The 25104-nt window shown below is 70.3% G+C and carries 18 protein-coding genes and 4 pseudogenes; 9 read left to right on the top strand and 13 right to left on the bottom strand.

The annotated features are described in order from the left end of the window. Positions 1–87: 87 nt before the first annotated feature. Together OG390_RS39160 and OG390_RS39155 are read left to right on the top strand one after the other, a co-directional pair. Complete coding sequence (locus OG390_RS39160) at positions 88–1074, top strand: DUF4349 domain-containing protein (RefSeq protein ID WP_406174550.1); 987 nt, start codon at positions 88–90, stop codon at positions 1072–1074. Between the two features lie 27 nt (positions 1075–1101). Next, the gene (locus tag OG390_RS39155) at positions 1102–2511 is read left to right on the top strand and encodes an FAD-dependent oxidoreductase (protein WP_406174548.1); all 1410 of its coding nucleotides are present in this window, start codon (positions 1102–1104) and stop codon (positions 2509–2511) included. A 96-nt stretch (positions 2512–2607) separates the two neighbouring features. Here OG390_RS39155 and OG390_RS39150 read toward each other — a convergent pair whose 3' ends face one another. Continuing rightward, positions 2608–2940 carry a hypothetical protein gene (locus OG390_RS39150; protein WP_406174546.1) on the bottom strand — a complete coding sequence of 111 codons (333 nt, stop codon included), beginning with the start codon at positions 2938–2940 and terminating at the stop codon, positions 2608–2610. A 120-nt stretch (positions 2941–3060) separates the two neighbouring features. Here OG390_RS39150 and OG390_RS39145 point away from each other — a divergent pair, with 120 nt between their 5' ends. Beyond that, positions 3061–3879, top strand: a complete 819-nt coding sequence (locus tag OG390_RS39145) for a rhomboid family intramembrane serine protease (RefSeq protein WP_406174544.1) — start codon at positions 3061–3063, stop codon at positions 3877–3879. A gap of 13 nt (positions 3880–3892) precedes the next feature. Here the strand turns inward: OG390_RS39145 and hemE are convergent, their stop codons facing one another. After that, a complete protein-coding gene (gene hemE, locus OG390_RS39140) occupies positions 3893–4960 on the bottom strand; it encodes a uroporphyrinogen decarboxylase (protein WP_406174543.1) in 1068 nt (355 codons plus the stop codon). A gap of 299 nt (positions 4961–5259) precedes the next feature. Here hemE and OG390_RS39135 point away from each other — a divergent pair, with 299 nt between their 5' ends. From OG390_RS39135 to OG390_RS39125, 3 genes are all read left to right on the top strand, one after another. Further along, positions 5260–5886, top strand: a complete 627-nt coding sequence (locus tag OG390_RS39135) for a DUF3000 domain-containing protein (protein ID WP_406174541.1) — start codon at positions 5260–5262, stop codon at positions 5884–5886. 322 nt (positions 5887–6208) lie between these two features. Then, positions 6209–6871 (top strand): response regulator transcription factor, encoded by a 663-nt coding sequence (locus tag OG390_RS39130; RefSeq protein WP_019073943.1) that lies wholly within the window; start codon positions 6209–6211, stop codon positions 6869–6871. A gap of 338 nt (positions 6872–7209) precedes the next feature. Next, positions 7210–8481, top strand: coding sequence for an HRDC domain-containing protein (locus OG390_RS39125; RefSeq protein WP_406174539.1), 1272 nt, complete (start codon positions 7210–7212; stop codon positions 8479–8481). Between the two features lie 112 nt (positions 8482–8593). Here OG390_RS39125 and OG390_RS39120 read toward each other — a convergent pair. Continuing rightward, positions 8594–8770 (bottom strand): annotated as a pseudogene (locus tag OG390_RS39120) (carbohydrate ABC transporter permease); the annotation flags it as partial. 299 nt (positions 8771–9069) lie between these two features. On the opposite strand from OG390_RS39120, the gene OG390_RS39115 reads away from it, so the two are divergent. Both OG390_RS39115 and OG390_RS39110 read left to right on the top strand, forming a co-directional pair. After that, positions 9070–10296, top strand: a complete 1227-nt coding sequence (locus OG390_RS39115) for a thiolase family protein (protein WP_399084873.1) — start codon at positions 9070–9072, stop codon at positions 10294–10296. Next, positions 10293–12419: a 3-hydroxyacyl-CoA dehydrogenase NAD-binding domain-containing protein gene (locus OG390_RS39110; RefSeq protein WP_406174536.1), complete on the top strand. Its 2127-nt coding sequence runs from the start codon at positions 10293–10295 to the stop codon at positions 12417–12419. The genes OG390_RS39115 and OG390_RS39110 overlap by 4 nt, the downstream gene beginning before the upstream one ends. A 143-nt stretch (positions 12420–12562) precedes the next feature. Here OG390_RS39110 and OG390_RS39105 read toward each other — a convergent pair whose 3' ends face one another. From OG390_RS39105 to OG390_RS39090, 4 genes and pseudogenes are all read right to left on the bottom strand, one after another. Continuing rightward, on the bottom strand, positions 12563–13270 hold the full coding sequence (locus OG390_RS39105) for a hypothetical protein (RefSeq protein ID WP_406174535.1): 708 nt from the start codon (positions 13268–13270) through the stop codon (positions 12563–12565). Continuing rightward, positions 13270–13803 (bottom strand): annotated as a pseudogene (locus OG390_RS39100) (N-acetylneuraminate synthase family protein); the annotation flags it as partial. The pseudogene OG390_RS39100 and the gene OG390_RS39105, both read right to left, overlap by 1 nt. 70 nt (positions 13804–13873) lie before the next feature. Continuing rightward, positions 13874–15208 (bottom strand): annotated as a pseudogene (locus tag OG390_RS39095) (DUF6716 putative glycosyltransferase). A 69-nt stretch (positions 15209–15277) separates the two neighbouring features. Further along, entirely contained in the window at positions 15278–15805 is a 528-nt protein-coding gene (locus OG390_RS39090; RefSeq protein ID WP_406174534.1) for a hypothetical protein, read from the bottom strand. Positions 15806–15810: 5 nt separating this feature from the next. Between OG390_RS39090 and OG390_RS39085 the strand changes: the two are divergent. Next, positions 15811–16757, top strand: a pseudogene (locus OG390_RS39085) (LCP family protein); the annotation flags it as partial. Between the two features lie 56 nt (positions 16758–16813). Here OG390_RS39085 and OG390_RS39080 read toward each other — a convergent pair. The 6 genes from OG390_RS39080 to OG390_RS39055 form a co-directional block, all read right to left on the bottom strand. Beyond that, entirely contained in the window at positions 16814–17830 is a 1017-nt protein-coding gene (locus OG390_RS39080; protein WP_406174532.1) for a hypothetical protein, read from the bottom strand. 89 nt (positions 17831–17919) lie between these two features. Further along, on the bottom strand, positions 17920–18975 hold the full coding sequence (locus tag OG390_RS39075) for an NlpC/P60 family protein (protein ID WP_406174530.1): 1056 nt from the start codon (positions 18973–18975) through the stop codon (positions 17920–17922). Between the two features lie 37 nt (positions 18976–19012). Continuing rightward, positions 19013–19495 (bottom strand): poly-gamma-glutamate biosynthesis protein PgsC/CapC, encoded by a 483-nt coding sequence (locus OG390_RS39070; protein WP_225830536.1) that lies wholly within the window; start codon positions 19493–19495, stop codon positions 19013–19015. Continuing rightward, positions 19492–21117 carry a poly-gamma-glutamate synthase PgsB gene (pgsB, locus tag OG390_RS39065; protein WP_406174528.1) on the bottom strand — a complete coding sequence of 542 codons (1626 nt, stop codon included), beginning with the start codon at positions 21115–21117 and terminating at the stop codon, positions 19492–19494. The genes OG390_RS39070 and pgsB overlap by 4 nt, the downstream gene beginning before the upstream one ends. Positions 21118–21123: 6 nt before the next feature. After that, positions 21124–23382 (bottom strand): HAMP domain-containing protein, encoded by a 2259-nt coding sequence (locus OG390_RS39060; RefSeq protein WP_406174526.1) that lies wholly within the window; start codon positions 23380–23382, stop codon positions 21124–21126. A 503-nt stretch (positions 23383–23885) separates the two neighbouring features. Further along, positions 23886–25103, bottom strand: coding sequence for a CapA family protein (locus OG390_RS39055; RefSeq protein WP_406174524.1), 1218 nt, complete (start codon positions 25101–25103; stop codon positions 23886–23888). Position 25104 lies beyond the last annotated feature (1 nt).

Below are 25104 nucleotides of genomic sequence, written 5' to 3'. Positions count from 1 at the left end.
ATCCGGCCAACGTCCCGGCCCACTCGGGCGTCGAAGGAGCGTCAGTCGGCACGGCACAGTTGTCACGACCCTCGGGGGTAGGCCCATATGCGCACTCGAAGCTCCGGACGCTCCGGACATTCCGTACGCCCTGTCCATGCTCTGGCGGGGATACTCCTCGCCGCCGCCCTCGCGCTGGCGGGCTGCAGCGGCGCCGATGACACCGCGTCCAGCGATTCGGGCGGCGACAACAAGGCCGCCGCTCCGGGCTCCGCCGAGAAGGCGGACTCGGGCGCCGCGGGCAGCGGCGCGGCGAACGGCTCCAAGGCCACCGCCCCGCCCAAGGTGACCGCGAGCCACATCATCCGCACCTCCTCCCTGACCGTGCAGGTCAAGGACGTGCCCAAGGCCCTGGACGAGGCCCGTTCCACGGCCGAGGACGCCGGCGGCTACGTCGGCAACGAGACCACCTCGCGCGACGAGAAGGGCCACGAACGCACCCGCCTCGTCCTGCGCATGCCGACCGAGCGCTACGACGAGGTGCTCGCCGACCTGGAAGGCACGGGCAAGGTCCTCGAGCGGACGGCCAAGGCACAGGACGTCACCGACCAGGTCGTCGACGTGGAGAGCCGGATCAAGTCGCAGCGCGCCAGCGTGGCCCGGGTCCGCGAGCTCATGGACCAGGCGACCAAACTCAGCGATGTGGTCACCCTGGAAGGGGAGTTGAGCAGCCGTGAGTCCGATCTGGAGGCGCTGCTGGCCCAGCAGGCGTCCCTGAAGGACCGCACCAGCCTGGCCACGATCGCGCTCTCGCTGTCCGAGACCCCGGTGAAGAAGGCCGAGAAGAAGGACGAGGACCCGGGCTTCGTGGACGCGCTCAGCGGCGGCTGGCATGTGCTGGTCACAATGCTGCGCTGGATCGCGCTGGCGATCGGCGCGCTGCTCCCGTTCGCGGCGGGCCTGGCGTTGATCGTCCTGGTGTGGATGCGTCTCGTGCGGCCCCGGCTGCCGCGCCGCCCGGCTCCGGCTCCGGCCGCCTCGGCTTCGCTGCCGGTGGCCCCGCCGGTGCGCGGAGAGGGTGGCGAGGAGGACTGAAATGCGGGGCCCCCGTAGCGTGTTCGCATGAGCATGAGCCGTACGAGCGGGACCGGCAGGGCGAAAGAGCGACTGGTCGTGATCGGCGGTGACGCGGCGGGCATGTCCGCCGCGTCACAGGCGCGCCGGCTGCGGGGGCCGCACGAGCTGGAGATCGTGGCGTTCGAGCGGGGGCACTTCACGTCCTACTCCGCGTGCGGCATCCCGTACTGGGTGGGCGGCGACGTCCCCGAGCGGGACCGGCTGATCGCGCGGACGCCCGAGGAGCACCGGGAGCGCGCCATCGACCTGCGGATGCGTACGGAGGTCACGGAGATCGACGTCGCGGGCACCCGCGTCCGCTCCCGGGACCTCGGATCCGGGGCCGAGGAGTGGACGTCGTACGACAAGCTCGTGATCGCGACCGGCGCACGCCCGATCCGCCCCGACCTGCCGGGCGCCGACGCGCCGGGCGTGCACGGCGTGCAGACCCTGGACGACGGGCAGGCCCTCCTCGACACGCTGGCGGTCACGGAGGGCCGCCGCGCGGTGGTCGTGGGCGCGGGGTACATCGGCGTGGAGATGGCCGAGGCGCTCATCAACCGCGGGTACGAGGTGACGGTCGTCAACCGCGGCAAGGAGCCGATGTCCACGCTCGACCCGGACATGGGCCGCCTGGTGCACACGGCCATGGAGGGTCTGGGCATCACCATGGTCAACGACGCCGAAGTGACGAAATTCCTCACCGGTGAGGACGGGCGGGTCCGGGCGGTCGCCACGCAGGAGGCCGAGTACCCGGCGGACGTGGTCGTGCTCGGCATCGGGGTACGCCCCGAGACGTGGCTCGCCGAGGCGGCGGGGCTGCCTCTCGGCGACCACGGCGGGCTGCTCACCGATCTGGCGATGCGGGTGCGCGGGCACGAGAACATCTGGGCCGGTGGCGACTGCGTCGAGGTGCTCGACCTGGTCTCCGGCCGCGAGCGGCACATCGCGCTGGGCACGCACGCCAACAAGCACGGACAGGTCATCGGCTCCAACGTGGGCGGCGGCTACGCCACGTTCCCCGGTGTCGTCGGCACGGCGGTGAGCAAGGTCTGCGACCTGGAGATCGCCCGCACCGGGCTGCGCGAGAAGGACGCGCGCCGGGCGGGCCTGCAGTTCGAGACCGTCACCATCGAGTCGACCAGCCGCGCGGGCTACTACCCGAACGCCGCCCTCATGACGGTGAAGATGCTCGCCGAGCGCCGCACCGGACGGCTGCTCGGCGTACAGATCGTCGGCCGTGAAGGGGCCGCGAAGCGCGTCGACATCGCCGCGGTCGCACTGACCGCGGGCATGACGGTGGAACAGATGACAGTCCTGGACCTGGGTTACGCACCGCCGTTCTCACCCGTGTGGGACCCCGTCCTGGTCGCGGCCCGCAAGGCGGTTGCGGCGGTGCGCAACAGCGCCCCGTAGGGACGCGGGGCCGTGACTTTGTGCGGCTCCGCCGCGTGGGCGCGACCAGCCACGAGCGGCCCGCGGTCGACAGCGGTCCGCGCCTTCGCGGTGCGCCTAAGCGGACTCGTGCCCGGCGGTCCCGTTGATCCGGTCGATGGCCTGCCGAGCCTGCTCCGCGGGCGGCCGCGCAGGCAGCGACGAGACGGAGGCGGGCGCAGCCACCGCGGGCGGCGACTGCGCCGGCTTCGCGTGAGCCGCCGACCGCGCGGAGCGCAACCGGTGGCTGACGGCCTCGTCGAGCGTCACCGGACGCTGCATACGCGCCGCGAGCCGGCCCGCCTCCTGGCCGAGCGCGGCGACGTCCTCCCAGGGGAGGTGCAGCACCAGGGCGATCTCCGCCTCACCGTCGGGCAGGGCATGCATCGGAGGAGTAACTCGCTCGTTCATCGCCTGTGTCCTCACGTCTTCCTCGCGTCGCGTCTTCGTCGCGGCGCGGGCGGTTGAGGAGACATACGCACGCGGGGACGGCGGCGTTCAGTGTCGGCGCATCGAGGGCACTAGTTCCTTGTGGTCATACCCGTCCATGACGTGAACCCGGTACGGCGCACGCCCTATGTGACGTACGCGCTGATCGCCGCCAACGTTCTCGTGTTCCTCTACACCCCCGGCATCGCCGGATCGGTGGCCGGCGACAGCGGTCTGTCCCAGCTGTGCCATCTGCAGGCGTTCCTGGACCACTACGCCTCGGTGCCACAGGAGTTGATTCACCATCAGATGCCACGCCTCGTGCCGACGGGCGAAGTCGGTCTCGGCCCGCACGGGGCCGGCTGCGTGGTGGGCCCGCCGGACTACGACAAGTCGCCGCCGCTGTCGGTGTTCACGGCGATGTTCCTGCACGGCAGCTGGCTGCATCTGCTGGGCAACATGCTGTTCCTGCTGATTTTCGGCAACAACGTCGAGGACCGCATGGGACATGTGCGGTTCACGCTGTTCTACCTGGCCTGCGGCTACGCGGCGGCGTACGGATACGCCCTGCTGAACGAGGACTCCGGCGACCCGCTGATCGGCGCCTCGGGAGCGATCGCCGGAGTCCTCGGCGCCTATCTGGTGCTCTATCCGAGGGCCAGGGTCTGGGTCCTCGTCCCGTTCCTGATCTTCCTGCCGCTGCGGCTGCCCGCGTGGATCGTGCTGGGCTTCTGGTTCGTCCTCCAGGCCGTCTACTCGTCCGGCGGCGGCGTCTCGGCCGCGGGAACGGTGGCATACGCCGCGCATGTGGTCGGCTTCCTCGCGGGCATGCTGCTCGCCTGGCCGCTGCGCCCGGGCACCCCACCCCCACCGGAACCGCGCAGCCTGCTGTGGGGCAGGCGGGCGCGGCCCAGCTGGTGACGGCGGCGGGGGGTCAGCGCGCGGTCTGCGTGTGGACGTACTCCACGAGCCGGGTCAGCGCGTCCGGGTCGGTGGTCGGCAGGACGCCGTGGCCAAGGTTGAAGACATGGCCTTCGAGACCGGCGGCGGCGTCGAGGACCTCGCGGGTCTTGGTCCGGACGGCCTCGGTGGTGGAGAACAGGACGGCCGGGTCGAGATTGCCCTGAAGGGCCTTGCCGGGGCCGACACGGCGGGCGGCCTCGTCGAGCGGGACGCGCCAGTCGACGCCGACGACGTCCGCGCCCGCCTCGCCCATCAGGCCGAGCAGCTCACCGGTGCCGACGCCGAAGTGGATGCGCGGGACGCCGTACGAGGCGACGGCCTCGAAGACCTTGGTGGACGCGGGCATCACCGAGCGGCGGTAGTCGGCGGGAGCCAGGGCGCCGACCCAGGAGTCGAAGAGCTGGACGGCGCTGGCGCCCGCCTCGATCTGGACCTTCAGGAAGGTGGCGGTGATCTCGGCGAGGCGGTCGAGGAGGTCGGCCCACAGCTGCGGGTCGCCGTACATGAGCGCCTTGGTGTGCTCGTGGTTCTTGGACGGACCGCCCTCCACGAGGTAGCTCGCGAGAGTGAAAGGCGCGCCCGCGAATCCGATGAGCGGGGTCGGGCCGAGCTCGGCCGTGAGCAGGCCGATCGCCTCGGTGACGTAGCTGACGTCCTCGGGGGTCAGATCGCGCAGCTGGGCCAGGTCGGCGCGGGTGCGGATCGGGTTCTGGACGACCGGGCCGACACCCGGCTTGATGTCGAGGTCGATGCCGATGGCCTTCAACGGGACGACGATGTCGCTGAAGTAGACGGCCGCGTCCACCTGATGCCGGCGCACGGGCTGGAGCGTGATCTCGGCGACCAGCTCGGGCCGCATGCAGGACTCCAGCATGGGGATGCCCTCGCGGACCTTGAGGTACTCGGGCAGCGAGCGTCCGGCCTGCCGCATGAACCACACCGGCGTGTGCGGCACGGGCTCGCGCCTGCACGCCTTGAGGAAGGCGGACTCGTACGTGGCTGTCGGCTGCTGCCCGGCGGGGCTGTGGTTGGCACTCACGACGGAAAGTCTCGCACGGCCGACGGACAGCCAAGCCCGGGGGCAGCGCCCGAGGGGGCGCGGGGAACCGCGCGCACCCAAGACCGCCCGCGACCGCCCGCGACCGCCCCGGGACCGAACAACCCAGGATGGACCGCCCAGGGCCACCCGCAGTCACGGTCACGAACGCGGCGAAACCGAGCCGTTCCCGCCGAACCGCCGGAGCACACGGGTGTCTCTCCCTGCGCGGAGCCTCCGTTCCCCTTAATCTTCCCCGCATGGCTGCGGCTCAGGGACGACTGTCGGACGACGCTGGCGGAATGGACGACGCGAAGGAGGGGGACCGGGATGCGATGGAGACGGCTCCACTGCCCTTCCGGGCCGCCGTCGAAGCGCTGAGGGCCGCGCGGCTGCGGCCGGAGATCGAGATCGACCCGACGCGCCCGCCGCAGCGCCTGGCCCCGTACGCGTACGCGCTGGAGGCCGCGGTCGTGGCGGACGACGAGGATCTGGCCGACGGCCGGCTCGTGCTGCTGCACGACCCGGCGGGCCACGAAGCCTGGCAGGGCTCCTTCCGTCTGGTGACCCTGGTCCGCGCGGAGCTGGAGCCGGAGATGGCCGCCGATCCGCTGCTGCCCGAGGTCTGCTGGTCCTGGCTGACCGGCGCACTGCAGGCCCGCGGTCTGTCGTACGGCGAAGCCAGCGGCACGGTCACGCGCGCGAGCTCGCACTACTTCGGCGGCCTCGCGGAGCGCCCGGCCGCCTCCCAGATCGAGATCCGTGCGTCGTGGACGCCCAGGGAGGGTCTGGGCGGCGTCCCGGACACGGCCGCGCACCTCGCGGCGTGGTGCGATCTGCTGTGCCAGGTCGCCGGGCTCCCGCCGGTGACCCCGGGCGACGCGTCGGTGGTCTGCCTTCCGCAGCGCCGGGGACCGCAGTCCCGCTGACGTCGCCGTGCCCACGGACCAGCCGAGTCCAGGAGAGCAGCGGTCGGCGCCGACCCGCACGCCGACTCGCGCACCTCTCACCGGTCCTTACCGGTTCTTTGTCGATACGGCCACTTTCGGCCTCGTATTGACGCGGAGCGACTCGGTTCGATCTTCGGATGATCGATCGCGTGTCCGAATTGCACAGATTGTTACTCACCAAATCGTGATCATTCTCTAAAGGGCGAGAGGTTTGGTGCCGAAGACGTCTGTGACCTTGAAAGCACGGTTCGTCCCGGCTTCATCCCCAGAGCCGGTCCCGACCCGCACCCCAGGAGGCCTGGTGTCCGTTCTCCTCGAGCAGCCCGCAAGCCTGGTCGCCTACCGCCCGAACAAGCCGACCGCCATGGTGGTCGTGGCCGACCCCCGGGTCCGCTCCACCGTCACCCGCCATCTGTGGGCGCTCGGAGTGCGCGACGTCATCGAGGCGTCGTCCGTCGCGGAGGCCCGTCCCCGAATCGGCAACCCGCGTGACATCTGCGTCGCCGACGTCCACCTGCCGGATGGTTCCGGCCTCACCCTCCTTTCCGAGACCCGAGCCGCGGGCTGGCCCAACGGCCTCGCCCTCTCCGCCGCCGACGACATCGGCGCCGTACGCAACGCCCTCGCGGGCGGCGTCAAGGGCTACGTCGTCACCGGCACCCGTACGAACGTCGGGCTCCCCACCCGGCCCGGCGCCGCGCCCATCGGCTCGGCCGCCGCCCGTATGCACCGCCGCCCCCCGGGTGCCCCGAGCCACCCGGGCGGCTACCGCGAGCTGTCCGGACGAGAGGTCGAGGTCCTTCGGCTGGTCGCGGAGGGCCAGTCGAACAAGGCCATCGGCGTCTCCATGGGCCTGTCCGCGCTGACCGTCAAGAGCCACCTCGCCCGCATCGCGCGCAAGCTCGGCACGGGCGACCGCGCCGGGATGGTGGCGGTGGCCCTGCGCACCGGGATCATCCACTGAATCCACGAGTCCACTGAGCCCGGTGGAACAACCGATTCCACCGACCGCACCGAGTCCCCATCGCCCGTGAGCCGCACCCTCCCCCGACACGGGCGACCGCGCCGGGATGGTGGCGGTGGCCCTGCGCACCGGGATCATCCACTGAATCCACGAGTCCACTGAGCCCGGTGGAACAACCGATTCCACCGACCGCACCGAGTCCCCATCGCCCGTGAGCCGCACCCTCCCCCGACCGTGACCCGGATCTTTCACTGACCTGACTGGTTTACGACCCTCAGACGCCCGTCGACGGAACGTTCCGTCGGCGGGCGTTGTCCATACACAGATACCCTTGACAGGTGACCGACGCCCAAGAGACCGCAGCAGACAGCTCACTGCGAACCACCGGAGGCGCCCCTCCGGACGACGTCGAATCGGCGCCGATCCCTTTGCTTGAGCCCCGAGACGGCATCCCGCCCGTGATCGCCGACGACGCCTCACTCGCCGAGGTGATCGCCGCCTTCGCCGCCGGATCCGGCCCCGTCGCCGTCGACGCCGAACGCGCGTCCGGGTACCGATACGGCCAGCGCGCCTATCTGGTGCAGCTGCGCCGCGAGGGAGCGGGGACCGCGCTGATCGACCCCGTCGCCTGCCCCGACCTGTCGGGCCTCGGCGAGGCGATCTCCGGAGTGGAGTGGGTGCTGCACGCGGCCACCCAGGACCTGCCCTGTCTGCGCGAGATAGGCATGGTGCCGACGCGGCTCTTCGACACCGAGCTGGCCGGCCGCCTCGCCGGGTTCCCCCGGGTGGGCCTGGGCGCGATGGTCGAGAGCGTGCTCGGCTTCGTACTGGAGAAGGGGCACTCCGCGGTCGACTGGTCGACGCGGCCGCTGCCCGAGCCGTGGCTGCGCTATGCCGCGCTCGACGTGGAACTGCTCGTCGACCTGCGCGACGCCCTGGAGAAGGAGCTCGACCGGCAGGGCAAGCTGGAGTGGGCCCGGCAGGAGTTCGACGCGATCGCGCAGGCCGAGCCCGCGCCGCCGCGCAAGGACCCCTGGCGCCGTACGTCCGGGATGCACAAGGTGCGCCGCCGCCGGCAGATGGCGGTCGTACGGGAGCTGTGGGAGACCCGGGACCGGGTCGCGCAGCGCCGGGACATCTCACCGGGCAAGGTGCTGGGCGACGCGGCCATTGTGGAGGCCGCGCTCTCCCTTCCGGCCAACGTGCACGCGCTCGCCGCGTTGAACGGGTTCGGGCATCGGATGGGGCGGCGTCAGCTGGAGCAGTGGCAGGCCGCGGTGGACCGTGCGAAGGCGCTGCCGGACGCGGAGCTGCCGCAGCCCGGACAGCCGGTGACCGGGCCGCCGCCGCCGCGCGCCTGGGCCGACAAGGACCCGGCCGCCGCCGCTCGGCTCTCCGCCGCGCGTGCCGCCGTGTCGGCGCTGGCCGAGGAGCTCAACATGCCGCAGGAGAATCTGATCACTCCGGACACGGTGCGTCGGGTTTGCTGGGAGCCGCCGAGCCCCGACTCCGAGTCGGTTGCGGCTGCGCTTGCCGGGTATGGGGCGCGCCTCTGGCAGGTTGAGCAGGTCACGCCTGTACTGGTGGCTTCGCTGCGGGCCAAGGCCTAGGAGCAGCTGGGCACAGCCGCCGTGGGGCAATCGGCCTTGCGGCGGCTGCGGGTCGTACCCGGCTGCTCGCGCAGTTCTGCGCGCCCCTTCAGGGGCGCGGGCCCACCGGCGGTTACTTCGTTGCTCCCCGCATGAACCCGTTGTAGATGAAGCGCTGCAGGAACAGAAAGACGATCAAGGTCGGCAGGATGACGAGCACCGCGCCCGCCGAGAGCGTCTCCCAGTGCGCGCCGAAGGGCCCCTTGAAGCGGAACGGCGACGTCGAGATCACGCCAAGATCTTCCGACGGCCATCACCCCGTTCTTACGCCTCGGGGGGTCCACTGCGCCGCCCAGGGGGTGACATCGCCTTTGTGTGCGGACTGCGGGCGTCTGTGACCGGTCGCGCCCACGAGACGGAGCCGCATATGTCACAGCCCCGCGCCCCGAACGAGGCGCTCCAAAGCAGCAGGGTTGCTGTGTGACGTTCGCCGCTCCCGCCTCCGGGGCTGGGCAGGGTGGTTACTCGTAAGTAGCATGAGGGGGTGAGCGCGCGCTCAGTCGCGTGCGACGCGCAGCAGTGCCATCCCGCATCTGGAGGAGAGCCATCGTGCCTCGTACCGTCAGGGACGTCGTCTTCGTCGACGGCGTCCGCACCCCGTTCGGCAAGGCGGGCCCGAAGGGCATCTACCACGAGACCCGCGCCGACGACCTCGTCGTGAAGGCCATCCGGGAGCTGCTGCGCCGCAACCCCGGCCTCGACCCGAAGAAGATCGACGAGGTCGCCATCGCCGCGACCACGCAGATCGGTGACCAGGGTCTGACGCTGGGCCGCACGGCCGGCATCCTCGCCGGTCTCCCCCAGTCGGTCCCCGGCTACTCCATCGACCGCATGTGCGCGGGCGCGCTGACCGCCGTCACCGCCACGGCCGGTTCGATCGCCTTCGGTGCGTACGACGCCGTCATCGCCGGTGGTGTCGAGCACATGGGCCGCCACCCCATGGGCGAGGGCGTGGACCCGAACCCGCGGTTCGTGAGCGAGAAGCTGGTCGACGAGTCCGCCCTGTTCATGGGCATGACCGCGGAGAACCTGCACGACCGCTACCCGACGATCACCAAGCAGCGCGCCGACGAGTACGCCGTGCGCTCGCAGGAGAAGGCCGCCAAGGCGTACGCCAACGGCAAGATCCAGCAGGACCTGGTGCCGATCTCCGTACGCCGGACCAACGCCGAGGCGGGCGAGACGGGCTGGGGCCTGGTCACCGCCGACGAGCCGATGCGCCCGGGCACGACGCTGGAGAACCTGACCGGTCTGAAGACGCCGTTCCGCGTCCACGGCCGCGTCACGGCCGGTAACGCCGCCGGTCTCAACGACGGTGCGACCGCCTCGATCATCGCGTCCGAGGACTTCGCCCGCGAGAACAACCTGCCGGTCAAGATGCGCCTGGTCTCGTACGCCTTCGCGGGCGTCGAGCCCGAGGTGATGGGCTACGGCCCGATCCCGGCGACCGAGAAGGCCCTCGCCAAGGCCGGTCTGTCGATCGAGGACATCAACCTCTTCGAGATCAACGAGGCCTTCGCCGTCCAGGTGCTCGCCTTCCTGGAGCACTACGGCATCGCCGACGACGACGCCCGCGTGAACCAGTACGGCGGCGCCATCGCTTACGGCCACCCCCTCGCCTCCTCCGGCGTCCGTCTGATGACGCAGCTGGCCCGCCAGTTCGAGGAGCAACCGGAGGTCCGTTACGGCCTCACCACCATGTGCGTCGGCTTCGGCATGGGCGCCACGGTGATCTGGGAGAACCCGCACCACAAGGACGCCGGAGGCGACAAGTGAGCACCGCTGAACTCCTCAAGGGCGCGGCCGAGCTGTTCCCCGACGAGGTCGTGACGTCCGCGCACGTCCGCCACCTCGACCTGCCGTTCGGCGCCGGGCGCTTCGCGCTCATCACGCTGGACAACGGCTTCGACCACACCAAGCCGACCACCTTCGGCCCGGCGTCACTGGCGAACCTCAACGCCGCCATCGACCAGGTCGAGAAGGAGGCCGCGGCCGGCGAGATCGTCGGTATCGGCATCACCGGCAAGCCGTTCATCTTCGCGGTCGGCGCCGACCTCAAGGGCGTCGAACTGCTCAAGAAGCACGAGGACGCGCTCGCCATCGGCAAGGGCGGCCACGAGGTCTTCAAGCGCCTGTCGGCGTCGGCCGTCCCGACCTTCGCGTACTACAACGGTGCGGCGATGGGCGGTGGCGTCGAGGTCGGTCTGCACTGCACGTACCGCACGGTCTCGAAGGCGCTCCCGGCGTTCTCGCTCCCCGAGGTCTTCCTCGGTCTGGTCCCCGGCTGGGGCGGCTGCACGATCCTGCCGAACCTGATCGGCGCGGAGAAGGCCGTCTCGGTGATCATCGAGAACTCGCTCAACCAGAACAAGCAGCTCAAGGGCAAGCAGGTCTTCGACCTGGGCATCGCCGACGCCCTCTTCGAGGGCGCGGACTTCCTGGAGCAGTCGCTGATCTGGACGGCGAACGTCCTCAAGGGCGACATCACCGTCGAGCGCCCGGAGATCGACCGTGGCGAGGCCTGGGACCAGGCCGTCGCCAAGGGCCGCTTCATCGCCGACGGCAAGGTGCACGGTGCTGCTCCGGCCGCGTACCGCGCGCTGGACATCATCGCCGCGGCCAAGGACGGTGACCTGCAGAAGGGTTACGACGCCGAGGACGTGGCGCTCGCCGACCTGATCATGGGTGGCGAACTGCGCTCCGGCATTTACGCGTTCAACCTGGTCCAGAAGCGCGGCAAGCGTCCGGCGGGTGCGCCGGACAAGAACCTGGCGCGTCCGGTCACCAAGGTGGGCGTCGTGGGCGCGGGCCTGATGGCCTCGCAGCTCGCCCTGCTCTTCCTGCGCCGCCTGGAGGTGCCGGTCGTGCTGACCGACATCGACCAGGAGCGCGTCGACAAGGGTGTGGGCTACGTCCACGCCGAGATCGACAAGCTGCTGAGCAAGGGCCGCGTGAACCAGGACAAGGCCAACCGCCTCAAGGCCCTGGTCTCCGGTGTGCTCGACAAGGCCGAGGGCTTCTCCGACGCCGACTTCATCATCGAGGCCGTCTTCGAGGAGATCGGCGTCAAGCAGCAGGTGTTCGCGGAGGTCGAGGCAGTCGCTCCGGCGCACGCGATCCTCGCCACCAACACCTCCTCGCTGTCCGTCTCCGAGATGGCGTCGAAGCTGAAGAACCCCGAGCGGGTCGTCGGCTTCCACTTCTTCAACCCGGTCGCGATCCTCCCGCTGCTCGAGATCGTGCGCGGCGAGCAGACCGACGACGCCTCGCTGGCCACGGCGTTCGCCGTCGCCAAGAAGCTGAAGAAGACGGCGGTTCTGGTGAAGGACGCCCCGGCGTTCGTCGTCAACCGCATCCTCACCCGCTTCATGGGCGAGATCCAGAACGTCATCGACGAGGGCACGCCGGTCGAGGTCGCCGAGAAGGCGGTCGAGCCGCTGGGTCTGCCGATGTCGCCGCTCGTGCTGCTGGAGCTGGTCGGCCCCGCGATCGGGCTGCACGTCTCGGAGACCCTCAACCGGGCCTTCCCCGACCGCTTCACGGTCTCCCCGAACCTCGCGGCCGTCGTCAAGGCGGGCAAGCGCGGCTTCTACGTGTACGACTCCGGGAAGCCGGAGCTCGACCCCGAGGTGGCCGCTCTTCTCAAGCAGGGCGATGTCGTCCTGACCGAGGAGCAGGTGCGTGACCGCGTCCTGGACGCCGTCGCCCAGGAGATCGGGCTCATGCTCGACGAGGGTGTCGTCGCCGAGGCGCAGGACATCGACCTCTGCCTGATCACCGGCGCGGGCTGGCCCTTCCACCTGGGTGGGATCACTCCGTACCTGGACCGCGAGGGCGTGTCCGAGCGGGTGAACGGCAAGAGGTTCCTGGAGCCCGGGGTGGCTTCGGTTCCGGCGTAACCGGCACACGCACGAGAGAGGGCTCCCGCCGCGGCGGGAGCCCTCTCTCGTCGTCTCAGGGGCGATCACATGTCAGCATCCGGGAGCTGATCACAAATAGGCGACATGGTGAAGGATTGAAATAATCTCCAGCTTATAATGTGTCAATTCAGCGCGCGCACGATGGCCCGCACCGCGTCGAGGTACCGATCCTCCCCCACGATCCCCGTCTCGACCAGCGAAGTGCCCAGCAGGTCGGCACCCGTTCGAACCGTCGGATGCGGGAAACGGGAGCGGGTCCAGGCATACGCATTGGACACGACCTGGATGCCGGGAGGCTGGGCGACCTCCATACAGGTGAACAGGGAGCGCAGCAGCGACGGTTCGGAGAGCCAGTCCATCGCCTTCCCGCCCCGCCCGGCACCATTCGTCTGCTGATGCCAACGGGTCAGCCGTCGGCCTTCCGTGACGATGCGTACGAACTCCGTGGTCGCCGTTCCGTCGTCGACGATCACCAGGTCCCGGGCCTTGGCCGAGAGCAGCAATGTCTGCACCATTCCGGAGAAGAGGTCACCGACGACCAGCCGTTCGGCCCCCGCGACCAATCTGCGTACGGCGGCGAACTGCCGCACGCGGCTGACCGTTCCGGACCGGATCTCGAAGCGCGCGATGTCCAGTCGCTGGCCGGCGGTCAGTTCCGCCACCCGGGCGAGCTGCACCCTGGACCACGGGTCCAGGGGAAGCAGCACCGCAACCTGGAGAGCGGAATCCTCGCCCTGGTGGGCATCGGCCCCGCCCTGACGGGCGCAATACGCCCATTCCGCCACGTTCAGCAGCTGGGCGGGGCTCTCCACCAGGGCGAGGGTTCTCATCACGCGACCGAGGTCACCGTCTCGGCCACGACACCCGCGACGCGGCGCAGCTTCTTCATCGGGCCGAGCTCGGAGTCGTAGACCTTCTTGACGCCGTCGCCGAGCGAGGCCTCGATGGTCCGGATGTCGCGGACGAGGCGCGTGAGGCCCTGCGGCTCCACCGAGGCGGCCTGGTCCGAGCCCCACATGGCGCGGTCCAGGGTGATGTGGCGCTCGACCATGCAAGCACCGAGGGCGACGGCGGCGACGGTGGTCTGCAAGCCGATCTCGTGGCCGGAGTAGCCGATCGGGACGTTCGGGTACTCGGCCTGAAGGGTGTTGATGACGCGGAGGTTGAGCTCCTCGGCCTTCGCCGGGTACGTCGAGGTGGCGTGCAGCAGCAAGGTGTTCTCGCTGCCGAGGACCTCGACGGCGTGCCGGATCTGGGCCGGCGTCGACATGCCGGTCGACAGGATGACCGTCTTGCCCGTGGCGCGCAGGGCGCGAAGGAGCTCGTCGTCCGTGAGGGACGCGGAGGTCACCTGGTGTGGAGGGCGAAGCCGTGGGGCTACGTGGGGGGGGTGGAGCAGTGGGGGGAAGGAGGATGGTCGGCGGCCGGGGCTCTCAGAGACCGCCCCAGCGCTGGATCTTCGGCGCTACGGTCTGGACACCGAACCGGTAGGCGCGACGCAGCGCCTTCCGTGAGGTCCGGGCCAGCAGACCGTGCCGGTCGCCGGACGGACCCGCCGAGTGGGGCAGCGGTGTCCCGTCCGGGGCCAGACCCCGCCTGGCCAGGAGCCGGGGCAGATAGCCCGCGGCGTTCTGCATCGTGTAGTAGGGCCCGATCGGCGGCAGAGCCGGCGACCGCACCAGACCCGTGACCCGCTCACGCAGTTGCGCGTACGGATCTCGGGCCAGGATGCCCTGTTCCTCCAGCCAGCCCGGGTGGGCGTACGGCTGGGCCCCCTCGTCGATCTCGTTCCACGAGGCGACGCAGCCGGAGCCGGTGAAGTAGTGGTTGCCGTGCGGCTCCCGGACCCCGAGGTCGCTGAGGATCACCGTGGGGACGCCGCGGTGCATCGACTCCAGGGCCGCGGTGGAGCTGACGGTGACCAGAAGGTCGGTGCGGTCGAGGACCTCGGCCATGTTTCCGTAGACGAACTGCAGGTTGGGCGGCAGCGGCTCGCCCAATTGTTCGCCCAGGGTCTCGTAGTGGTACGGCTCGATGTGGGTGGTCTGCTCGCCGGGCCGGGAGCGCAGTTTGATCAGTACCTCGCGTCCGGGGCGGAGGCGGGCGTGCTGGATGGCGCGGCGCAGGATGTAGAGGCGCCCGTCGCGGTCCTCGGGCACGGAGGGCTGGACGGCGAACGTCACAGTGAAGGGGTGGGTCGCGCCGGTGCGCGAGGGATCGTACTGCTGGTCCGCGAGGAAGGGCAGCGCCGTCTGCACGACGCAGTTGTCGGAGATTCCGAGGCCGCGGTAGATCTCCCGGAACCTGCGCGCGTCGAAGGGACTGTTGGCCAGCACCACGTCCGCGCCGGCCCGCAGCAGCAGACCGTCCGTCAAGTTCTCGTAGACGACGCCCACATAGCCGGTCACCAGGACCGGGCGGCGGGGCACACCCTCGAAGTTCCGGGCGAGTCCGTGCAGGACCGCCTGCGTGGTGCCGCCGACGGACCCCACGATCAGGACGTCGGCCTGCGCGAGGTCGGGGCTGGTGACGAACTCGGCGACCGAGGACTGGGTGACGGCGGCGGGCTCGATGCCCACCTCCGCCATCTACCGCGCGGTGGGCGTGGCCCGGCCGTTGAGCATGTGCGCGTGCACCCACGGATCGGGGTGGAGTCGCTGTGCCAACTCCCCACCCCACTTCCACCGGGTGTCGGAGTCGGCGAGTACGTGAATCCGCATCGCCTCTGCTGCCCTCTCTCGCCTCGCCGCTGTCGTCCCATCGGCCATTGACCGATGGATCGAACCTGAGGAGGCCTCGCCTGCTTATGGGGACATGTGCCTACTGCGTGCCTGAGTTCATCCCATGGCCTTGACCACCTTGCGCGCGCCCCGAGCCTTGACCAGCCGGGCCGCGGCGCTGGACTCAGGATTGATCCGCAGCGCCTCCTCCGCCGCGAAGACCCTCAGCGACTTGCCGTCCCGGCCCATCAGGGCGGCCACTTCCGCGATCTTGATCCAGGTCATCGCGCGCTCGTCCCCGGCCATCGCCGCGAGCGAGAGCATCCGCTTCGCCTGCTCGAGGTCCTCGTCCTTGATGTAGAGGTGCGCCATGCCGATCAGCACATCCATCGGCTTGCGCTCCTTGAGGATGCCCTCACCGATCCGCCGGGCCGCGTCGGTCTCCCCCGCTTCCAGGTGGTCCTTGAAGGACTCGACCGTCAGCTCCTCCTGAGCGGGCTTCACGTTCGGCCGGCCCTTGCCCTGCTTGGCCTTCTTGGCGTTCTCCAGCACGTGCATCTCGGCTTCCGAGGGCGCACCCGGCAGGGACAGCTTGTAGAGCAGGTCCGGTTTGAAGTGCATGCGCAGCACAGGGCGTACGTCCATCTGCGGGCTACTGGCTCTACAGCAGCCTCAACGGCAACGTCCAGGGCGTCGACATCGACAAAGCGCTGGGTGACGACCGGCCCGAGAAGCTGCCCACCTCCGGGCAGAACATCCTGATCCTCGGTTCCGACTCACGCGCCGGGAAGAACGCCTCGCTGGGCACGGGCAACGTCTCCGGGGCGCGCTCCGACACCGCGCTGGTGATGCACATACCCGAGGGCCGCAAGAAGGCCGTCGCCGTCAGCATCCCCCGCGACACCCTGGTGACCCGGCCCGAGTGCACCACATCGCACGGCTCCACGCTTGCGTCCGCAAAGCGCGTGATGTTCAACTCCGTGTACTCGGCGGCTGGTCCGGCCTGTGTGGTGAAGACCGTGGAGCAGATGTCCGGGGTGCGGATGGACCACTACATGGAGATCGACTTCGCGGGCTTCAAGGGCCTCGTGGACGCCATAGGCGGGGTGACGGTCACCGTCCGACCAGGACATCCACGACAAGTCCAGCGGCCTGGACCTGACCGCCGGCACCCACGAGCTGAACGGCACCCAGTCCCTGCAGTTCGTCCGCACCCGGCACGGCATCGGCGACGGCAGCGACCTCGGCCGCATCGGACTCCCAGCAGCAGTTCATGCTCGCCCTGCTCTCCGAGATCAAGAAGCAGGACCTGCTGGGCAGCCCCACCAAGGCGTACCGGATCGCCGACAACCTCACCGATTCGCTCACCACCGACTCCGGTCTTGCCTCCCTGACCAAGCTGGCCAAGTTCGGCCGCAGCATGAACGGCATCGCCCCCGCCACCATGGAGACGATCATGCTGCCGGTGGCGTACGACAAGGTCGACCCCAACCGCGTGGTGGCCGCTGAACCCCAGGCGACGACGCTGTGGAAGGCGATCCGCACGGACTCGCAGATCCCCAAGTCCGCCAAGAAGTCGCCCGCGACGGGTGGGTGAGCCGGGAATCCTCGACCGGGAAGGGCACGGGACCGCCGATGCCGCGGGCGCGATGTTCACACCGCCCGCCATGCCTCCAGCGCGAGACCCGGTTCGTCCTTGCGCCGCGTGAAGAACAGCTCCCCGCTCCCGGGCGAGAGGCTGGCTGCCACCACCCGGCCGTCCTCGTCCTCCGCCAGCGACACTCGCGCATCGGCGGGGAGTTGAGGCCCGGACTCGGTCCACCACGCACCCGCCGACTCCTCCTCGGTCGGATACGCGGCGAAGACGGCGCACCCGCTCGCCGAGCGCTGGACGAGCAACGTGCAGTCGTGGCCGTCGAGTTCGCAGCGGATGGCGGAGACGGGGCCGGGCCCCGCGCCGACGAGCAGCGGCACCGGCTTGCCGCCGGGGCGCCAGGCGCACAGGTCGCCGGACTCGTCGGTGAAGAAGAGGGTGGTGGACTCCGGGGAGGTGGCGAGGGCTCGGAGGGTGCCGGGGCGTACCGGCGTTTCCAGGGCCTCCTCCAGGACCGGCTGCGCGCCGGGTTCCTCCTGGCGCCAGTGCAGGATGCCGCCCGGGACGGCCGCGTACAGCTCGACGAGTCCGGACTCTCCCGTCACCGCCGCCAGGTCCTCCTGCACCTCACGTCCCTTGAGGTCGCGCCAGGGATCCCAGCCGCCCTTCTCCTTCTGGGCGAGCATGCTCACTCCGCCGCCCTTGTTGCGTACGAAGACATGGGCGCGCCCCTGCGCGTCCACCGCGACGGCGGGCGTGCCGGTCCGGCCGCCCGTCCTGTCGGGGTGCCCGATCGGGTTCCAGTCGAGGGCGGCGAGGCGCGGCCGGAAGTGCGTGGAGTGCACGAGGCCCGACTCGTCGCGGACCGTGGGGCGCCAGGAGACGAGGTGGGCGTAGCCGTCCGGGCCCTGGCCCACGGCGATCACGGGATGCAGGCGTTGGTCGCCGCCCACGGTGCGCGGAGGGTCCCAGGGGCCGCCGGGGCCGCGCTCAGCCCGGCAGCGGACGGCGGCCTGAGACAGCAGGTAGACACTGAGCCTGCCGTCGCGGCCGCGTATGAGCCAGTCGCCGTTCACCGGTTCACTTTAATCGGGGGCGGCCCCGTCGCCGAGGCCCTCCCCCAAGCTCTCGGCCTCGCTCGAGCGGGGGGACACCCGTCGCCCGCTCACAAGCGCTTGGCGCTGCGGAACAGCCCGGCGTAGAAGCCGTTGCCGTCGATGCGGGAGACACCGCCCTTGTCGCCGATCGTCGGGCCGTTCTGCTCCTTGCGGCTGGAGACGAAGACCTTGTGGCCCTCGGTGTCCAGGCCCAGGTAGAGGGCGACGTGGTCGATGTGGTCGGCGGTGCGGTGGTCCATCTTGAAGAACAGCAGGTCGCCCGGCTGCAGCATGTCGATGTTCGTCGGGCGGGTGTACCAGGGGGCGGGGCCCCGGAGCTTGATGATGTCGACGCCGACCTTGGAGCGGGCCATGCCGTTGGCCGAGCGGGGCAGGCCGTCGCCGAGAGTGTCGGTGGCCATCAGCGGGTAGCGGGACCGGTAGCCCCACACCATCCGCATGAAGCCGGAGCAGTCCAGCGCGCGGTAGCGCTCCTTGCGCGCGTCCATCGTGGTCCCGGTGCGGAAGGTGTACGGGATGCCGAGGTAGTCGTAGAAGTCGTTCTGCTCCAGGCGATCCACGCCGTCCGCCTTGTACGGGCCGAACACCGCGTCTCCGGCGTACGGCACGCCCGCAGAGTCCTTCTTCACCGGCGCGCCCTGCACGTACTGGAAGGCGATCGCGAAGATGTCGTCCTCTTGGCTGCCGTAGTACTCCTTGAACCAGTCCTTGAACCACTGCTGGTTCTGGGCGCCCTTGGTCCAGGGTTCCGGCATGAGGCGGACCCAGTCGTCGGTGACCACCTTGGTGCTGGTGTTGACGGGTTCGCTGAAGGTGCGGGACTGGCCTTTGAGGGTGGCGGTGCGGGCGCCGTCGGTGAAGGTGGCGATCACCGCGCCCTTGGCGTCGCGCAGCACGGAACGTGCCGGGTCGTTCAGCCGCTCCCAGGTCTGCTTGCCGGTCGCCCTGACCGAGTTCTGCAGGCCGTTGTCGGTGACCGTCTGGGCGGCCGGGACCTTCGCCTGTTCGTCCTTGCGCAGTTCGTACGTGAAGTAAGCGCTGCCCGCGAGCAGCGCGAGCACCGTCGCCGTGTGAACGACGGGGCGGCCTTTGCGCTTCGGCATGGTGAGGGCTCCTGGTGTACGTCGGGAACAGGCGGACTCAGGCGGAGGGCAGGGCGCCCAGCAGGATGCCGGCGGTCAGCACCACATAGGTGGCGAGGGTGACCGATCCGACGGACAGCAGCGTCGCGCCCTTGGGCTGGCGGACCAGCTGGTAGCCGATCAGGCCCGGGACGATGAACCCGAGCGTCTGGTTGGCGTACAGCAGCGGGAACTCCATCTGCAGCACGATGATCACGGTGGCCTGGATGAGCACGCCGCTGAGCACCACGGCCGCGAACAGCCGCTTGCCGTACAGGATGACGAACTTCTGCATCAGCAGCGTGGCGAGGTACGTCAGGACGGTCACGCCGACCACCAGCGCGGCCCGCTGCAGGTCCTCGATGAGGGTGAGCGCGAGCCAGCCGGGCGTGATCATGCCGCCCGGCGACAGGTTGGTCGTCAGGTAGCACATCAGCGAGAACATCAACCCCAGGCCGATGCCGATCGCGGCGATCTCGGGGGTGAGGACGGAGGGGATCAACGCTGTTCTCCTGGGCTGTGCCACTGCTGGCTGTCGTCGGCGGAAGGCTGGGGAGGAGTGCGGGGCTCGAACAGCCCGCGGGACGGGACCTGTCCGAGCGAGGGGCCGCTGTCCGGGTGCGGCTGCGGCGCGGCGGGGGCGGGCTGGTCACCGTGGTACTGCTGCGTCCAGACGTCGTCCGGGTACGGCTCGCCGTACCCTGCCTGGCTGACCTGCTCCGGGTACGGGTTCGGGTACGGGTACGGGTGTAGGGCGTCGCGCTGCACGGGGAGCTGCGGGACGTACGGCTGCTGCGCGTAGCGCGACTCGTACGCCTCCGAGTAACCCTGGTACGGGTCGATGCGGGGCGCGTACAGCTGCACGGTCTCGACGTGCTCGACCACGGCGGGCGCCGCCCCGGTGCGGCCGGCCGTGGCCGCGGGCACGGGCTCGTCAGCGCTCTCGTCCGGCGGGAGTTCGGCGAGGTGCTCCAGCAGGATCTCGCCCTGGCCGTGGATGTTGCCGATCGCGACCAGCGATGAGTCCGGGCCGAGCTGCTCCAGCAACCGGGCCATGAACTCCTCGGGGTCGCGCTTGTCGCCGCCGAGGTCGACGGCGCGCGAGCGGAACTCGGCGGGAATGGCGTCGATGGCGGATTTGGCCGGGTGGCCGATGACGAAGACGCGCTCGGGGTCGAGGTCGGGGATGATCTCGCCCATCTGTCCGTTGCGTTCGACGCGGTCGGGGCGGCAGTTGATGACCACGTTGAGCGGGCGGTGGATGGCGCCGAGGTCGAGCAGCTGGTTGATGTTCATCAGCGTCGACTCGGGGTCGTTGGCCGCGAAGACGTTGGCGAAGCGCACCTTCTTCCCCTCGGGCGTCAGATAGCGCTCGACGGAGAGGACACCGGGGTCCGGCGGGGCCTCGTACATGCCCTGCAGGGCCGTCTCCCGGTCGACGCCGAGGAGTTCGGCGACCGTCAGCGCGATGGCCACGTTCTCCTTGAAGGTGAACCAGCTGAAGCCGCGCAGCTCCTCGTCGCTGACCGTCTCCGGGTCGGCGTAGATGAGCCGGCAGTTCCGGGCGTCGGCCTCTTCCTGGAGGATGTCGAAGCGGTCTTTCTCGGCGGTGACGCAGATGCCGTCCTCCGGCATCGAGCGACAGAGCGAGCGCGCCACGTCGTCCAGGGTGGGGCCCATCTCGGCGAGGTGGTCCTCGCGGACGTTGCACAGCACGCCGATCGTGGAGCGGATCAGCTTGGACTGGTTGATCTCCTGCAGGGCCGGCATGACGGCCATGCACTCGATGACGAGCGCGTCCGGCTGGTACGCGGCGGCGCGCCGCACGATGCCGATCTGCTCGACCACGTTGGCGATACCGAACTTGCGGTAGACCGGCTCCTCCGAGGCGTCGGGGTGGATGAACCGGGCCGCGGTGCCGGTGGTCTTGGCCACGGTCGTCAGCCCGCCGCCGCGCAGGGCGCCCGCGCACAGCCGGGTGATGGACGACTTGCCGCGGATGCCGTTGACCAGGACCCGGGTGGGTATCTGGTCCAGGTTGGTGAAGTGCCGCCGCTGCTCCACGATGCCCGCGACGAACAGGATCGCGCAGCACACCAACAGCACGGTGTAGAGGAAGAGCACGGGTGATCAGTTCCTTGTGTACTGCTGCGGCGCGGACGCCTGGGGCGGGGTGCGGCGGGGCTGCTGCCGGCGCTGGTCCTGCAGCTGCTGCCGGATGAGTTCCAGGGAGCGGGTGACCGCGCCGACCTCGTCGTGGTGCTGCGGGAACAGCACGGTCTTGCGGTCGCCGTCGGCCAGCGCCTCGGCCCGGTCGGCCAGCGAGCGCAGCGGCCGGGCCACCACGATGTGCAGCCAGCCCAGGCAGGCGACGGCCGCGGCGGCGCCGAGCAGTCCGGCGAGCACGGTGCGGTTCTGGGTGTCGTACTCGGGGATGGCAAGCCGGTTGGCGGGCTGCCAGCTGACCACGCTCCAGCCGAGGGACTCGGCGGGGCCGCTGCCGGCGAACGGGGCGGCGGCGGCGATCCGCACGCCGTGCTCGCGGTAGAGCACCCCGTTCGCGCGGGCCTTCTTGCCGAGCCGCTGGGCGCTGGCCGCGACCAGGTCCTTGAGGTGGTCGTCGGGCAGCCCCTGGAAGGCGAGGAAGCCGGTGTTGCCGGCGATGACCTTGCTGCGGTCGTCGACGAGGCGGACCACGCCCATACCCGGCCGGGTCAGCAGGGCGTTGAGGAACTCGACGCGGAACTCGCCGACCAGCTGCGCGCCGTCCCGGCCGGGGATGTCGGCGTTGGCGACGACGACGGGCTCCTTGCCGCCGCGGCCCAGCAGCCGGATCGGGGTGTCGGAGACCCGGTGGGAGCGGATCATCTTGGGGTCCTTGCCCTTCCGGGCCAGGATCTCGCCGGAGGAGTCGACGACGTAGAGGGAGCGGTAGCGCCGGTTCTCGTCGAGGGTGCGTTCCAGCACCTTCTCCATGGCCTCGGGTTCGGTGCGGTTGCCGATGAGGGAGCCGACCGACTCCAGGTCGGCGCTGCCCTCGTTGAGCGCGCGGCGCACCCGGTCGCTGAGCGTGTCGGTGCGTTCGCGCTGGTCGCTGACGAGCTGCTGCGGTACGACGGCCGTGCTGTCGGCGCGGTTGATCAGCAGCATCAGCGGTGCCGACCAGGCCAGCAGCAGCACCGCGCAGACCGCGAGCAGGGCCCGGGTGCCGATCCGGCGCAGTCCGCGCGGGCGCGGCGTGGGGCCGGTGGCGTCGGCGCTCTCGCCGAGCAGCTGGCGGCGCAGCTGTTCCAGGGCGTGGCCGACGCGGCGCGCCTCGCCGTAGCCGGGGACAGTGACGGGCCGGGTCAGGTCGCCGCGGGTGAGTCGGCGGGACTCCAGGAACAGCCGGATCAGCGGGCGCTGCACGGTGCCCAGCAGCACCGCCACGGCGATGGCGCCGACGACGAGGAGCGCGCCGCCCGCCAGCAGGCCGACCACCAGGGACTGGGTGCGGGTGGGGTCCTCGGCCACCTTGACCATGGCCACCACGGACAGGCCGAGGCCGGAGGCGGTGGTGACCTCCCCGGGGTCGGGTGCGGCCAGCGTGGCGTATCCGGCGACGGACCGGTCGCTCAGCACGTGGCCGCCGACCAGGCTGCCGCTGACCCCCTGGTAGCCGCTGGCGCCGGGCTCCTTGCTGCTGCGCGGGTCCTGCCGGGCCTTGCGGGCGGCGAGCTGGGCGAAGTCCTTCAGCTGCTTGCGGGAGAGCTTGATCTCCTTGCGGTCGGTGCTCGTGCGTACCTGCTCGGGCTCGGGAATGCCGTCGCTGCTGAGGATCGCGCCGTCGCGGTCGACCACGGCGATGGACCGGAACTGGCCGAGGCTGATGCCGGGGAACGTCAGGTTGTTGGAGGCCACGAGCAGCAGCTGCGGTTTGCCCGGCCAGGACAGCAGCGCGAAGGACAGCAGTCGCGCCTCGCCGTTCTTCAGCTGGACCATGCGCGGCGCGAGTCCGCCCTCGTCGCCGAGGGCGGAGGAGTTCACCGAGGTCAGCGGGACGGTCTCGCCGCGGGCCGCGACCAGCTTGCCGGTGCGGATCTCGACGACGGCGGTGCCCGTCCACTTCTGGTAGGTGCTGCCGAGCCTGTCGAGGACGGCGTCGCCGGAGACCGGCTGGCCGGCGCTGAACAGCGCGGCGGACCGGGTGAGGTCGGTGACGGACTCGTCGATGGAGGCACGCAGCGCGATGGCGCCGTCCTCCGCGAAGTGCTGCTGAGAGGTCTGGACCGCTTTCGGCACCCCGCCGTTGTCGACACGGCCCAGTACGAGTGCTGTGATACCGGCGAGCGACAGCAGCAGCACCGACAGGACCGCGATCGGCGGGCGGATGCCTCCGATCAGCGACATGTCGGCTCGTCGGCGGGCTCGGTGCTGCCGCGACGGGGGCGGTGACGCCAAGGGAGGGTCCTCTCAGGGCGTGCGGGTGATCGGTCCGCACGGGGAAGCCGGGACAGTTTTCGAATCTGTGTGCGCTATGGGCACAACTGTTGCCCAGGTGTACCCACAGCACTCAGATAGGTAAGAGCCCCATAAAGTTGCGCACTTACCCATGTGATCTGCGCAACATCCGCGTTTAGGGGGTTAGTTCTGGGCAGACGTGCACGTCATTCGGGCGGCCGCCGCCAGGGCAGCGGAGTCGGCGGCTGGATCCTGTCGTCAAACTCCCGTCGTCCGCCCGGAGGGCGGGCTCCGCGGCGTCTGGTGCGTGCTCTCGGCGTGCCGGGTACAGGCCCTCGTACTGGATCTTGGGTCTGTGCCCGGTGCGACGAGTGGGGGCACCTCCCACACCCTTGAAGCAGTGGGGGAGCATGCCAGGCGTCGCGGGGCGGCCGGGAGTTTGACGACAGGGCCTAGGGCAGCGGAGCCAGCGGCTTCAGACCGTCCTTGGCTGCGCCGCGGTTGTACAGGGTGCCCTCGGTGCGCTCGAAGGCGAGCCGCAGCCGGGCCCGCTGCCCGTCGGTGAGGTCGTTCTCGCCCCGGAGCGCGGCCGGCACGTCCAGCAGGCGGTAGTCCCGGGCCTCGTCGTCGTTGTAAGTGGCCTTGCCGCCGTCCGTGGCATTCTCGGCGTCCGGCGGGATCTGCAGCATCGTCGGCTCGAAGCGGGGCTGGACCTCCCAGTGGCCCTTGCCGTGCTCGGTGAACGTGAACCATCCGATCACGCCCTCCTCGGTCAGCCCCGTCGGCCGCTCGTGCCGGGCGATCTGGTTCCCCATGCCGTAGGCGACCCAGAGGCCGTCGACCTTCTCCATCGGCTGGACGACATGCGCATGGTGGCCGATGACGAGGTTGATGCCGGTGTGGTGGGCGAGCTGGCGGGCGAAGGAGAGCTGCGTGGCGGTGGCACTCGGCTCATGCTCGTGGCCCCAGTGCAGGGAGAGAATCACCACCTCGGCGCCGGCCTTGCGGGCCCGCCGCTCGGCGGCCTTGATCCGGCCGAGGCTCTGCTCGTTGGCGACCCACGGCTTGCCCTTCGGCATCCGGTGCGGCTCGTTGAAGCCGTACGCGAACGATATCTGCGCGACCTTCACGCCCTTGACGTTCATGATCAGCGGGGTGAGCGCCTCCTTCTGGGTGCGGAAGGAGCCTGTGTGCTTCACGCCGGCGGCGTCCAGCGCGTCCAGGGTGCGCTTCACGCCGGCGTAACCGTGGTCGAGCGTGTGGTTGGAGGCGGTGGAGCAGGTGTCGTAGCCGAGATCCTTGATGGTCTTCGCCGTCTGCGGGGGCACCTGGAAGTCCGGGAACCCCTCGAACGGGCCCTTCTCGGCGCCCATCACCGGCTCGAAGTGGCAGATCGCCAGGTCGGCCTTGCTGATCAGCGGCTTGATCCCGGCCATCATCGGCCCGAAGTCCAGCCCGGCCACGCCCTTGCCGGTGCGCTTGGCGTCCTTGCGCGCCTGGTCGACCAGCTCGGGATGCATCAGGATGTCCCCGGCCGCCGCGACGGTGAAGGAACGCCCGCCGCCCTGGTCGCCCCCGTCGTCCGAGACAAGGCCACAGCCGGCGACGGCGGCGACGAGGAGGAGCGGGATCAGCAGAGTCAGCAGGGTGCGGCTACGGCATTTGTTCACC

Origin of the sequence: Streptomyces sp. NBC_00996 (assembly GCF_045162675.1) — a bacterium.
Lineage (GTDB): Bacteria > Actinomycetota > Actinomycetes > Streptomycetales > Streptomycetaceae > Streptomyces.
This window is presented reverse-complemented; position numbering and strand designations above follow the sequence as displayed.

Bases quoted from the DNA above. Each gene is read 5' to 3' on its own strand.
- OG390_RS39160 (WP_406174550.1), top strand. From the start codon at position 88: ATGCGCACTCGAAGCTCCGGACGCTCCGGACATTCCGTACGCCCTGTC.
- OG390_RS39155 (WP_406174548.1), top strand. From the start codon at position 1,102: ATGAGCATGAGCCGTACGAGCGGGACCGGCAGGGCGAAAGAGCGACTG.
- OG390_RS39150 (WP_406174546.1), bottom strand. From the start codon at position 2,940: ATGAACGAGCGAGTTACTCCTCCGATGCATGCCCTGCCCGACGGTGAG.
- OG390_RS39135 (WP_406174541.1), top strand. From the start codon at position 5,260: ATGGACGACGCGAAGGAGGGGGACCGGGATGCGATGGAGACGGCTCCA.
- OG390_RS39105 (WP_406174535.1), bottom strand. From the start codon at position 13,270: ATGAGAACCCTCGCCCTGGTGGAGAGCCCCGCCCAGCTGCTGAACGTG.
- OG390_RS39090 (WP_406174534.1), bottom strand. From the start codon at position 15,805: ATGGACGTACGCCCTGTGCTGCGCATGCACTTCAAACCGGACCTGCTC.
- OG390_RS39075 (WP_406174530.1), bottom strand. From the start codon at position 18,975: ATGCCGAAGCGCAAAGGCCGCCCCGTCGTTCACACGGCGACGGTGCTC.
- OG390_RS39060 (WP_406174526.1), bottom strand. From the start codon at position 23,382: ATGTCGCTGATCGGAGGCATCCGCCCGCCGATCGCGGTCCTGTCGGTG.